Below are 11,367 nucleotides of genomic sequence, written 5' to 3'. Positions count from 1 at the left end.
GGGGGGGGGCCGCGGCGCGGGGGGGGGGGGGGGGGGGGGGGGGCGCGGGGGGGGGGGGGGGGGCCGCGGCGCCCGCCCCGCCCGGGGGGGGGGGGGGGGGCCCCCCCGGGGTCCTTGGTTGCGGGGGGGGGGCGAGGGGGGGGTAGGACAGCGGGAGGGCGGGGTGCCCGGCAGGGCGCGGTGCGGGGGGGGGGCGGGGCGGGTCGACTTCGGTCGACCCGCCTTCCTCGTGCGCTGCGTCGCGGTCAGAGCCAGTGGCGTCTGCGGAAGACCCAGTACAGCGTGAGGCTGGTCGCCGCCATCAGGGCGAGCGCCATGGGGTAGCCGAGCGGCCATTCCAGTTCCGGCATGTACACGAAGTTCATGCCGTAGATCGTGCCGACGAGCGTGGGCCCGAAGAGGATCGCAGCCCAGCCCGAGATCTTCTTCACCTGCTCGTTCTGCAGCAGCGCGGTGTCGGTCTGGCGCTGCGTCACGATCGTCGCGTTCACGGTGAGCGTGTTGTCGAGGATCGAGCGGAAGGCGGAGGTCTTGTCGATGATCCGCAGCGTGTGGTCGTGCACGTCGCGCAGCGCCCGCTGCAACTCGAGGTCGACCTCGTACTTCGGCGCGCCGCGCTGGAGGGCGTCGAGCATGTCAGCGAGCGGTGTCACCGCGCGCTGCAGCGTGATCACCTCGCGCGACAGGTCGTAGATGCGCTTCGAGAGAGTGACCCCGCCGTTCTCGAACAGCGCGTCCTCGATCTCGTCGATGTCGTTCTCGACGCCCTCGACCACCGGGGTGTACTCGTCGACGACCTCGTCGAGGATCGCGTACAGCACCGCCTCCGGCCCGCGTGCGAGCAGTTCGGGGTCGCCCTCCATGCGCCGGCGCACCCGGCTGAGGTCGGGCGACTCGGCATGGCGGATCGTGACGATGAAGTCGGGGCCGACGAACACGTGCAGTTCGCCGAACTCCACCGTCTCGGTCTCGTCGATGTACCGGGCGGGGCGGAGCACGACGAACAGGATGTCGCCGTAGCGCTCCAGCTTCGAACGCTGGTGGCCGGTGAGGGCGTCTTCCACTGCGAGCGGGTGCAGCGAGAACTCGTCGGCGACCTGAGCGATCTCCTCAGCGGTCGGGCGGAACATCCCGATCCACGCCATTCCGTGGTGCTCGCGCGTGTACTCGAACGTCTCGGTGAGGCTCGTCGGATTCTGGATCCGCTGTCCGGCGACGTACACGCCGTTGTCGACGATGGGCATCCGGCAATCCTCCCTCGCCGGCGGGCGCCCGGCAACGATCCTCACAGTATCCAGATGAGCGGATGCCGCACCCTGCGCCACGTCGGCGGCCATGGGTACTCTGCCCTCATGGCCACGACTCGACCCGTGCTCGACTGGCTGCTCGACTCCGACCCGGCGTTGCGATGGCAGGTCGAGCGGGACCTCATCGGCGCGCCACCCGAGACGTGGGAGGCGACCCGAGCACGCGTCGCGACGGAGGGCTTCGGCGCCCGGCTGCTGGCGGAGCAGGATGCCGACGGCCAGTGGGCCGGCGGCGCCTTCTTCCCCGCAGGCTTCTTCGGCAGCGCCGAGGCCGAGGCGCCGGGGCAGCCGTGGGTCGCGACGACATGGGCGCTGAAAGACCTGCGCGAGTGGGGCGTGGATGCCGAGGTGCTCGAGGGCACCGCCGAGAAGCTCGCCGCGAACAGCCGCTGGGAGTACGAGGACCTGCCGTACTGGGGTGGCGAGGTCGATGTCTGCATCAACTCCTACACGCTCGCAAGCGGGGCGTGGCTCGGCGCCGATGTCTCGAAGCTCGTGGAGTGGTTCCCCGCGCATCGCCTCGCCGACGGCGGCTGGAACTGCGAGGCCGAGGAGGGCGACTCGGTGCGGTCGTCGTTCCACTCCACTCTCAACGCCGTGCGCGGCATGCTCGCGTACGAGCGGATCACCGGCGACACGGGCATGCGCGAGGCGCGTCACGGCGGCGAGGAGTACCTGCTGTCGCGGCACCTGATATTTCGAGCTTCGAGTGGAGAGCTGGTGGGGGACTTCGTGACCCGGTTCGTGTACCCGAACCGGCACCGCTACAGCGCGCTCGCCGCCCTCGACCATTTCCGCCACGTCGCGCTGTTCGAGGGCATGCCACCTGATCCGCGGCTCGCCGAGGCTGTCGAGGTCGTGCGCGCGGCCCGACAGCCTGACGGCACGTGGCTGCAGACGACGCCGCTACCCGGACGCACCTGGTTCGACGTCGACGTCGGTGAGGGCGAGCCTTCGCGCTGGCTGACGATGATCGGCACCCGGGTGCTGGAGTGGTGGGACGCGTCGGGTGCTGGTCGCTGAGTGAGCTCCGGCTCGGCGCGGCTTGTCAGGTCGGTGGGGGGCGCGGGCCCGACGCCCGCGGGCCTTCCGCCGTGCGCGAACTCGGGCCGCGGCATCCGTGAGGGGTCGACACTTGTCGCATGGACGACCAGGAGGCGCTCGACGCGTACTCGTCGACGGTCATGCGCGTCGCGCAGACGGTGCTGCCGTCGGTCGCCGCGGTGAGCGTCCGCACACGGCAGGGAGCGGGTGCCGGCAGTGCGTCGGTCATCACGGAGGAGGGCCACCTCCTCACCAGCGCCCATGTGGTCGAGGGGGCGGTGGGCGTCGAGCTGGCCTTTCCCGACGGCACCGTGGCCGCGGCATCCGTCATCGGCGCCGATCCCCTCTCGGACCTGGCCGTGCTCCACGCCGACGGCTCGACGCCCCCTCCGGTGCGGATGGGGGATGCCGCCGCCCTGGGAGTCGGGCAGCTCGTCGTCGCGCTGGGCAATCCGCGGGGCTTCTCAGGCAGCGTGACGGCGGGCATCGTGTCGGCGCTCGGGCGATCGCTGCCGACCCGGTCGGGGCGCGTGATCGACGAGGTCATCCAGACAGACGCCGCGCTGAACCCGGGCAACAGCGGGGGAGTGCTGGCCGACAGCGCCGGTCGCATGGTCGGCGTCAACACCGCCGTAGCCGGCATCGGGCTGGGGCTCGCTGTGCCCATCAACGCCACGACGCGCGAGATCATCGACGCCCTGCGCACCACCGGGCGGGTGCGGCGCGCCTGGCTCGGCATCGCCGGTGCGACGGTGCCGCTCGGCCCAGACGTCGCGGTGAAGGCAGGAGCGAGAGTCGGGATGCAGGTGGTCTCGGTGGTGTCGAACAGCCCCGCCGCCGCGGCCGGCGCCCGCGCCGGCGACATCGTCCTGTCGCTCGACGGCGTCGCGATCGCCGACCCCACCGCACTGCAGCGCCGCATGGTCGCCGGCGCCATCGGGCGACGCATGGAGATGACGGTCTGGCGCAACGGCGCCCTCGTCGACGTGGTGGTCGAGCCCGAGGAGCTCCGCGTCGGCTGAGCCGTCGTCGCGGCAGGACCGTTGGGTTCTTGTGTGTCGCGCGAGCCTCGACGCCCGGAGAGCTGCGACCGACCGCTAGGGGTGAGGGCGCTCGAGAGCCGGGGTGTGCGTCTTATGGGGTGCAGAGGCGGGCAGAATCCGCGGGCCGGGTAAACGAGCATCGGGGCGGTCGCAGCGCGATAGCGTCGGAGCTGTGGAGACCGAGTGGGTTGCGAGGATCGTCTCGTTCGTCGTGATGGTTGCCGCCGGCGTACTCCTCGTCTGGATAGCTGATGCAGCAGCGTCTGGGCGGCTCGAACGGAATCACCTCGCCGGAATTCGGGTTTCCACCACGATGGCTAGCGAAGAAGCCTGGTTGGCCGCACATGTGCGAGCGCGGCGCCAGACGATCTACGCCGGAACCGTCGGTGTCGTAGGCGGAGCGTTCGCGCTGGTCCCCGTGCCCATGCCCGTGGTGACGATCGGGGTTCTTGTCGCCGCGTTCGGCATGATCGGATTCGTCCTCTACGGGGCTCGGGTCGGCAGCGCGGCCGCGAAGTCAGCTGCCGAGTTCTGACGACCTCGTCCTACCCGCCCGATGAGGGACCGGCTACGGGGCTGGCCATGCTGTCGGAATCTGCTCGTCTGGCGTCAGCTCGACGAGCCCTTGGACCGGGCTTATGGTCCTCCAGTCGAGATCGTCGCCCACGAGGAAGAGCGCTGCTGCGCCGTGGCTGGTGGCGGTCTCGAGCGGATCCCCCTCGTCGAGGTACGGCTCCGTGTTGGGACCACACGCGGACGGCGGCGACAGAACCTCGATGCGGTTGGGGCCGTCGCCTTTGAGCCAATCGGCAACCTCGACAGACCAGATGTGTGCGCTTGCACCGTTGAAATCTGTCGTCGAGACCTTCTCGACAACGCGCCCGACCACAACGGCATCCGCGCTGTCGGCCGCGTCGTCGGGCGTCTCGTACCCTGCCCAGCCGGGACAGCTCTGCACCGAGACACACCCCGCTATGGCCGACGCTAGACAGACCACCGCAGCAGTAGCCGCAAGCATCCGCGTTGGTCGCATGCGCCTATGGTGAAGCAACGCCGGTTCAAAGGGGGCTTCGTTACGTAGTCGATGCGAGAGCGCCGGCAGGAAGTCGGGATGCCGACGCATGCGCGACGAAGGACCGCCTTGCGATCGGCAGGAACGCGTCTGATCGGCGGTGCTGTTGAGCAGGACTGTTTACGATCAAACGATGCGTGTGTACCTCCATGGCTCTGGTCGTTCCGGGCGGGACGCCTGGCCAAGCGCGCTCGCCGCGGATGCGGTCTTCGCTGACGTGGCGGCCATGGATGGCAATGACGCGAAGATCGCTGAGCTGAGCCGCATCACACCTCGAGGCTCCGTGCTCTTCGCCCACTCCGCCGGTGCGGTGCCGGCAGTGCTTGCAATCGACCGCAAGGCGGTGTCCGTGGAAGCGCTGGTCCTTCTTGAACCGGCGCTCTACGACGTCGCGCGGGGGTTGCCAGCGGTAGAGCGGCACATCGATGTGATCACCCACGCGCGGGCTCTCGCTGACACCGGGGATCTCTACGGCTTCTGGCGAGCGGTCCGGCCGGTGATGTTCGGGGGCCCTGCCGAGCAGGAGAAATGGGGGGCCGAGGAGGCGCTCGCGGCTCGGTTCGCCTCCGTTGAGCTGCCCTGGGGCCACGCGGTGACGCCGGACATGATCGAGGGCGTACGAACGCTCGTCATCACCGGGGGCTGGAACGCGGAGTATGAAGCGATCGCCGCCGTACTCGTCACTCACGGCGCCACCCACCAACAACTCGTCGGCAACGAGCACCGCCCTCAGGATCACCCCGACTTCGAGGCAGCGGTTCAGCGCTTCCTCGAAGGCTGACGCTCAACGCAATGCGCGCCGGCCACAATCAGCTCGCTGAGGGACCACCTCGCGTGCGGGATGCTCGTTCGCGCGGTACGGCCGACGGACGGCGCCGCCCCAAGTCATTCGGGTTGTGTGACCATCGGAGCATGGATTTCTCGGACGATGCGCCAATGGTGGGGCCAGCCGATGTGGATCGGGAGGCGCTTGCAGAGCGCGGGGTTTCGCTGGCAGAGCTGGTTGCCGCGTTGGGTGTGAGCCTTGATCTGTCGTCGGCGACCGATGCACCGCCAGATGGCTGGCGGGTGCTGAAGCGGTATCAGTCGGGTGCGATGGTGATCGGCGCTCCGACGGAGTCGACTGCTGCCGCGTGGCGGGTCGCTCACCTGGACGCGCCGAATGTTGGCGCGGTCGTGATGGTGCAACCGGATCCGATGCCGTTGCGCCCGAGCCGTGCTGAGAGGCGGCGCGGCTTGGAGCTGCGGTGGCCGGCGGTGGTATCCGAGAACCCGGTGGCGAGTGGCTACTTCGTCGACATCGTGAACACCGGCTCCTCACGGTGGAGATCAGACGGCGACGGCTTCTACGTCGTTGGGGCGTTCACCAACCCGGGATCGACGGGGTTCGACTTCGCGTGGGTCTCGTCGAGTCAGCACCGACCGGTCCCGCTGGACCCGGGGGAGTATGCCCGGGTGCCGGTGTCGATCAATCCCAGCACGTGGAACAGCCTTGAGCCTCATACCTATGATCTCCAGGCGGTCCTCGTCAGCCTCGGCCTGCGGACGATCCACCCTCTCCGTGTCGAGGTGTCTGCTGAGCTCATCGCACAGCACCGACAGCAGAACGCGCGTTCACACTCGAGTCCCGAGCGTCGCCGCCGCGCACTGGACCAACAGATCGAGCGAGTACGCGCACAGATCGCCGCCGGCGACGCCCTCCATCACGTCGTCGATGCGGTCGCCGCCTCGCAATCCGACGACGACGCGATCACCAGGATCAGCCACCTCCTGAAGCTCGACGGAGATCTTGCCCGCTCGGTCTACCACTCCTCGCTCAGTGAGCCTTCCTCCAGCCGCAGCGCCCAGCGCGAAAAGCAGCTCGAGCAACTCACCCAACAACGCGCCAACGCTTGAGTTAGCCCACCGTCCGCCTAAGGACAGACCAGCGGGCGGGCCAGGCGGGCAAGACAGTACGGTGAAGCCATGAACGCTCGGACGCGGAAGATCGCCATCGTCGTCAGCACCGGCATCACGGTCGTAGCGGGAATCATCACTGTCATCTACTTCTTCCAGCCGTGGCGCAGTTGTTCCTACGAGGACACCTCCGCCGGGTGCGCGATGCTGCCGGGCGACGCGGTGGTCATGGCGATCTCGATGTGGTCCACGCTCGTAGGACTTGTCGTCCTCGGATCAGTGCTCCTGATACGGCCGCGGGAACCCGCTCGCTGATCGACCGGCTTTCGGCCGGCTTCAGCTGGTGCAATGGTGGCCGCATGGAAACCATCGAGTGGTGGGCGAGGCTGGACTCGGACGCCAAAGCGTGGCTCGTTGCCCACAACGGCGAAGCGGTGTCACCGGAAGTGCTGAGCAAGATTGTGGCGGCAGGCGGCGCGGTGACCTCAAGCGAGTGGTGGGTCGGCGAGTCAGGACCGGACGGCTTCTTTCTCTCGGATGAAGCCGTCGACTGGATCGAGACCGCAGCGAACGACGAATCCGACTAATCGCGCGCGCTGATGGACCGGGCTACGTGCGGGACGTTGCTGACCTTGGTATCTCTCGGCAGAGTGGCACCGTGCGATACACCACTGCTGCGATCGTCCTCGTGGTCGCCTCCGCGATCTTCGTCGGCGCGATATGGCTCGCAGCAACGGCGAACTGGGGTCCCATGCTTCTGAGCGCGGTTGCTCTCGCGATCGCGTCGTTCGTCGCTGCCGCGTGGGCTGTCGGCAGGATCCGTCGGACACAAGCGATCACACCCGAGGCGATCATCACGCCCCCGATAAGCCCGAGTCAGTGACCTTGAGCACAAGGCCTACAACGCATGACCGACCGCGACGAGTTCTTGGCATGGGTCAATTCAGCGCTGTACCAAGCGGAACAGGCCCTTCACAACGGCGACGCAGACCCGCGACGAGCGCTCTGGTCCCATAACGAACCCGTGAGCATCCTGGGCGCGTGGCGGAACGCGTACGGGCAACGGGAGGTGGCGGAGACCTTCACGCACCTCGAGCAGAACTTCTCCGACTGCACGTCCGCCACGTTCGAACTGCAGGCGTACGGCGTTGTGGATGACATGGCCTATACCGCTGGCCTGGAGCACATCTCAACTTCGGTCAATGGCCAGCCGCGTAGTTTCACACTGCGGGCCACGCAGGTGTACCGCCGAGAAGGCGGTGGGTGGAAGGTCGCTCATCGCCACGCCGACACGGTTACCGAGTAGCTGAACCCCGCGCGGCTTAAGCTGCGTCACTGAGCGACCGGGCTGCGGTCACTCCCAGAAGTTCGCTGGTGCAGAGGCCGGGCTCGCGCCGTCCACCCCATGCGTGGCGAATTCCGCGACGGTCCGCCATCGCGTCAGCCGTGTTAGCCATGGCACTCGTGCTCGTGAGCTGTGGGAGCGCTGGCCAGAGGCCGACCCCTTCACCATCGACCAACGGTACGAGCGATCCGGCAGCCGCGGCTCGGGATGCCGCGGCGCTTGTCCTCAGTGAGGAGCTCAGCGGCGACCAGCTTGCTGATAGCCCCCCGGACTTGAGCAGATGAGTACGAGCAAGGGACGGTCCTTTCATGCAACGCCCGGCGTGGGGCCGTTATGCGCAGGGGCAGACGGTCATTTGGCCAGGCGGCCGGTGCGGGTCGGCCTCGGACAGGAAGGTGCGTATCTCGGCACTCACGAGTTGGCCCGACTCGTGAGGGAATCGTCGGCCTGACGCGGCTACCCCCGCACGCGGCTCGCCTCACCGGGCGCGGGCCGCGCGGGATTTGCTACCGCGGCCTACTAGTCTCGGGCGCGGAGTGACCCAAGGAAGGGCATGACTCGGCGACCTCCGGAGCGAATGACTGAGGAGCGACATGGAGTACTTCGATCTCACCGGGCGGCGAGCTCTGGTCACTGGAGGCAACCGCGGGCTCGGTCTTGCGATCGCGCACGCGCTCGCGGCGGCAGGCGCCCACGTGGTCCTGGGCGTCCGCGATCCGGAAAGCGCGGAACTGCCACTCCGGGCGATTCGGGCTGAGGGCGGTTCCGCGTCCTCGATCGCCCTCGATGTCACGCAGCTTGATGAGGCCCGAGCGGCGCTCGACGCGGCATCCGATGACGGCGCATTCGACATCCTGGTGAACAACGCTGGCGGTGGGATGAACGCGCCGGCGATCGACGTCACGGAGGCGGACTTCGATGCGGTGTGGTCGCTGAACGTCCGTTCGGCACTGTTCCTCTCACAGCACGTCGCGCGCTCGATGCCATCCGGCGGCGCGATCGTGAATATCGCGTCGCAAGCAGGCATCGTGGCGTTGCCCGGCGAGTCGTCCTACTGCATCGCGAAGGCAGCGATGCTGCACATGACTCGCTGTCATGCGGTCGAGTGGGGCGAGCGGGGCATCCGCGTCAACGCGGTCGCTCCCACGTTCGTCGAAACCGACGGTACGGCCGAGGCGCTGTCTGATCCCGCGTTCCGCGCCGACGTCATCGACCGGATAGCGGCCCTGCACCGGATCGGCAAGCCCAGCGAGGTAGCCGGAGCTGTCGTGTTTCTCTGCTCTCCGGCGGCGTCCCTCATCACCGGGCAGACGCTGGTCGTCGACGGCGGGTGGACCATCCGCTGAGGGAGGGCGCGAAACCACTCCGCGATGCGCGCCACATCCGCCTTAGCGGACAACAGCGGCTGGCGAGGGCGACGTCTCAGGCGGCGAGTAGCGTGACCGCATGCTGTACGAAGATGCCTATCCCGTCGTGTTCGTGCACGACCTCATGACGACGACGGAGTTCTACCGCCGCACGCTCGGCCTGGATGTGCTCTTCCAGTCCGACTTCTTCGTGCTCCTCGCGCTGCCCGGAGAACTGCGCGGCGCGATCGGATTCGTGCTCGAGGACCACCCCACAGCGCCACCCGAGGGCCCAGCCATCACTCCCGGCGCGAGTGCATTCCTGACACTCCAGGTGACCGACGCCGCTGAAGCACACGAGCAGCTCGCGCAAAGCGGCACCGTCATCGCCTACGAGCTCCGTGATGAGCCATGGGGGCAACGACGCTTCGGCCTGCTCGATCCCAATGGCCTGTACGTGGACGTCGTCGAGCAGATCGAACCACGTCCGGACTTCTGGCCCCGCCATGGCATCAGTGACTGACGAGAATCGCGCGGAGGGTCGCGTTCGGCTTCCATGTCGGTCCCTCAGCCTGTCGGCGGGGCGTTCGGCGACCGGAGGGTGCCGTAACGTCGGTCATCCGAGCATGACCCCGCAACGGGGTGGGGCCCAGATTCCGACGCCATCGACCGAGCCGTCGCGGTACCGTGCGGCTTGCTGATCAGTCCGCGCGCATCCCGGCCGGGTCGGCGACCGAGAATGCGCCGCCGCCGGTCCCTTCCGGACAGGGAGGTGGGTACTACGTGCCCGCACCGGATCATGTGCTCGGCCTGAAGTCGTACGACGCAGGAGCTCCCCTCGAAGCCGCCCGGGATGATCGGCCGCCTTGTCGCGTACGACGTCATCCGGTTGTGGCGAACGTGACGCGAGCGGTCGAGAATGACGCCTATGTCCTCGAATCCCTCGACGGCACCGCGACCGCTCGCGCAAGTGTCGCGCATCGCGGCCGCCTTGCCATCCTTGTCTGCGGCGGAGCTCGACGAGCTCGCTGACGCGGTGGAAGCACTCACCGATGCGATCGGCTTGCAGCGGGACTGGCCCGCGAACGACCCATCCGATGTCGACCGCGCCGAGGATGAAGCATCCGTTCCCGTGCTCACGGATGTCGATCTGTCGCGCGGGAGCGAGCCGGATGACAGCGGCGACGAACGCGCGGACCTTCACGCATGGCTCGCGTATCAGCGCCATGAGTTTCTTCGCAAGCTCCGCGACCTGTCGGCCGAGCAGGCGCTGCAATGGTCGGTCCCGCCCGTGGAGTTGTCTGTTCTGGGTCTGGTCCGCCACATGCGGCAGATGGAGGCGGGATATCTCGCCTGGGGTCTGAGCGGCGAGGGTGCGCGTGACTTCTACGGCGACGACGACTTCGCCGGCGGATCGCTGGACAGCGTCGGCGATGACATCCGCGGGTGGCTGACGGAGATAAAGCGAGCGGATGCCGCGATCGCGGCTTCACCATCGCTCGATGCGCGCGGACTCGGTCATGGCCGGACGCTGCGATGGTCGCTGCTCAAGATGCTGCACGAGTACACCTTGCATGCCGGTCAGGCGCACATGATCCGCTTTGCCGCGCTCGGCGAGATGAGGCGCTGATCGTGCCGGATCGAGCGCCGTCCGACATCGGCTCGGGTTCGTCGTGGTCGTCCGGACAGCTGCGCGCCCTCTCCGAGGCGATCGAGATCGAGGTGTCGGCTTCGCGTCGCGACGGCGGCCTCAGCCGCTGGACCCCGATCTGGGTCGTCGTCGATGGGGCCGATGTCTTCGTCCGAACGTGGCACCGGCGCGACACCGGATGGTACGGCGGGGCAGTCAGGTCCGCGGCAGCCCGCATCCGTGTCGGCGACGCCTCGATCGACGTGATCGTCGCGGCGACCGGGAGCACGGATGCTGCCGCCGTCGACGCCGCATACCGCAAGAAGTACGGCGATCTCGCAGCCCGCAGCATGGTCACCGCGGAAGCCGCGGCATCGACCCTCCGCCTCACCCCGCGTGCTGACTGACCGCCATCACCCGTGCGTCATGCTCACCGACCGCACCTCATGCTCGCAGCAGGTACTTGCGGCACCTTGACCGGACGACCACCCAGACGACTTCCCGCTACGACCTCACGCATCGGGGCGAGGTCCTATGGGCCCGCAATACGGCGCTGGCGGTCACGCCCTTCAATGCGAGGCGTCGACCGGCGCCCTGCCCTTCACGACTCTCATCACTGCGAACACGATCCCTGCGATGATCAGCCCGAGCACCAGGCCGAACAAGCCCGACAGTGCCGTGTCG

The 11,367-nt window shown here is 68.2% G+C and carries 15 protein-coding genes; 13 read left to right on the top strand and 2 right to left on the bottom strand.

The annotated features are described in order from the left end of the window. Window positions 1-245: 245 nt before the first annotated feature. A complete protein-coding gene (gene corA, locus B2K11_RS19260; RefSeq protein WP_163620712.1) occupies window positions 246-1,244 on the bottom strand; it encodes a magnesium/cobalt transporter CorA in 999 nt (332 codons plus the stop codon). Between the two features lie 108 nt (window positions 1,245-1,352). On the opposite strand from corA, the gene B2K11_RS19255 reads away from it, so the two are divergent. The 3 genes from B2K11_RS19255 to B2K11_RS19245 all read left to right on the top strand — a co-directional run bounded on the left by B2K11_RS19255 (window position 1,353) and on the right by B2K11_RS19245 (window position 3,929). Then, a complete protein-coding gene (locus B2K11_RS19255; protein WP_163620711.1) occupies window positions 1,353-2,330 on the top strand; it encodes a squalene cyclase in 978 nt (325 codons plus the stop codon). 119 nt (window positions 2,331-2,449) lie between these two features. Continuing rightward, entirely contained in the window at window positions 2,450-3,373 is a 924-nt protein-coding gene (locus tag B2K11_RS19250; RefSeq protein WP_163620710.1) for a trypsin-like peptidase domain-containing protein, read from the top strand. A 193-nt stretch (window positions 3,374-3,566) separates the two neighbouring features. After that, window positions 3,567-3,929 (top strand): SdpI family protein, encoded by a 363-nt coding sequence (locus B2K11_RS19245; protein WP_163620709.1) that lies wholly within the window; start codon window positions 3,567-3,569, stop codon window positions 3,927-3,929. Window positions 3,930-3,962: 33 nt separating this feature from the next. Here the strand turns inward: B2K11_RS19245 and B2K11_RS19240 are convergent, their stop codons facing one another. Further along, window positions 3,963-4,427 (bottom strand): hypothetical protein, encoded by a 465-nt coding sequence (locus B2K11_RS19240; RefSeq protein ID WP_163620708.1) that lies wholly within the window; start codon window positions 4,425-4,427, stop codon window positions 3,963-3,965. Window positions 4,428-4,599: 172 nt separating this feature from the next. Here B2K11_RS19240 and B2K11_RS19235 point away from each other — a divergent pair, with 172 nt between their 5' ends. From B2K11_RS19235 to B2K11_RS19190, 10 genes are all read left to right on the top strand, one after another. After that, complete coding sequence (locus tag B2K11_RS19235) at window positions 4,600-5,247, top strand: alpha/beta fold hydrolase (RefSeq protein ID WP_163620707.1); 648 nt, start codon at window positions 4,600-4,602, stop codon at window positions 5,245-5,247. A 131-nt stretch (window positions 5,248-5,378) separates the two neighbouring features. Then, a complete protein-coding gene (locus tag B2K11_RS19230; RefSeq protein ID WP_163620706.1) occupies window positions 5,379-6,362 on the top strand; it encodes a hypothetical protein in 984 nt (327 codons plus the stop codon). Window positions 6,363-6,431: 69 nt separating this feature from the next. Further along, the gene (locus B2K11_RS19225; RefSeq protein ID WP_239526279.1) at window positions 6,432-6,677 is read left to right on the top strand and encodes a hypothetical protein; all 246 of its coding nucleotides are present in this window, start codon (window positions 6,432-6,434) and stop codon (window positions 6,675-6,677) included. Window positions 6,678-6,721: 44 nt separating this feature from the next. Next, entirely contained in the window at window positions 6,722-6,949 is a 228-nt protein-coding gene (locus tag B2K11_RS19220; RefSeq protein ID WP_163620705.1) for a hypothetical protein, read from the top strand. Window positions 6,950-7,020: 71 nt separating this feature from the next. Beyond that, a complete protein-coding gene (locus tag B2K11_RS19215) occupies window positions 7,021-7,245 on the top strand; it encodes a hypothetical protein (protein ID WP_163620704.1) in 225 nt (74 codons plus the stop codon). A gap of 24 nt (window positions 7,246-7,269) precedes the next feature. Continuing rightward, window positions 7,270-7,668, top strand: a complete 399-nt coding sequence (locus tag B2K11_RS19210) for a nuclear transport factor 2 family protein (protein ID WP_163620703.1) — start codon at window positions 7,270-7,272, stop codon at window positions 7,666-7,668. A gap of 632 nt (window positions 7,669-8,300) precedes the next feature. Next, window positions 8,301-9,053, top strand: a complete 753-nt coding sequence (locus tag B2K11_RS19205; protein ID WP_163620702.1) for an SDR family oxidoreductase — start codon at window positions 8,301-8,303, stop codon at window positions 9,051-9,053. Between the two features lie 100 nt (window positions 9,054-9,153). Next, window positions 9,154-9,576 (top strand): VOC family protein, encoded by a 423-nt coding sequence (locus B2K11_RS19200; RefSeq protein ID WP_163620701.1) that lies wholly within the window; start codon window positions 9,154-9,156, stop codon window positions 9,574-9,576. Between the two features lie 447 nt (window positions 9,577-10,023). Next, a complete protein-coding gene (locus B2K11_RS19195) occupies window positions 10,024-10,683 on the top strand; it encodes a DUF664 domain-containing protein (protein WP_163620700.1) in 660 nt (219 codons plus the stop codon). A 2-nt stretch (window positions 10,684-10,685) separates the two neighbouring features. Further along, complete coding sequence (locus B2K11_RS19190) at window positions 10,686-11,090, top strand: DUF2255 family protein (RefSeq protein ID WP_204260201.1); 405 nt, start codon at window positions 10,686-10,688, stop codon at window positions 11,088-11,090. The last annotated feature ends 277 nt before the right edge of the window (window positions 11,091-11,367 follow it).

Source organism: Microbacterium sp. B35-30, from assembly GCF_010634855.1.
In the GTDB taxonomy this organism is placed as follows: Bacteria; Actinomycetota; Actinomycetes; order Actinomycetales; family Microbacteriaceae; genus Microbacterium.
This window is presented reverse-complemented; position numbering and strand designations above follow the sequence as displayed.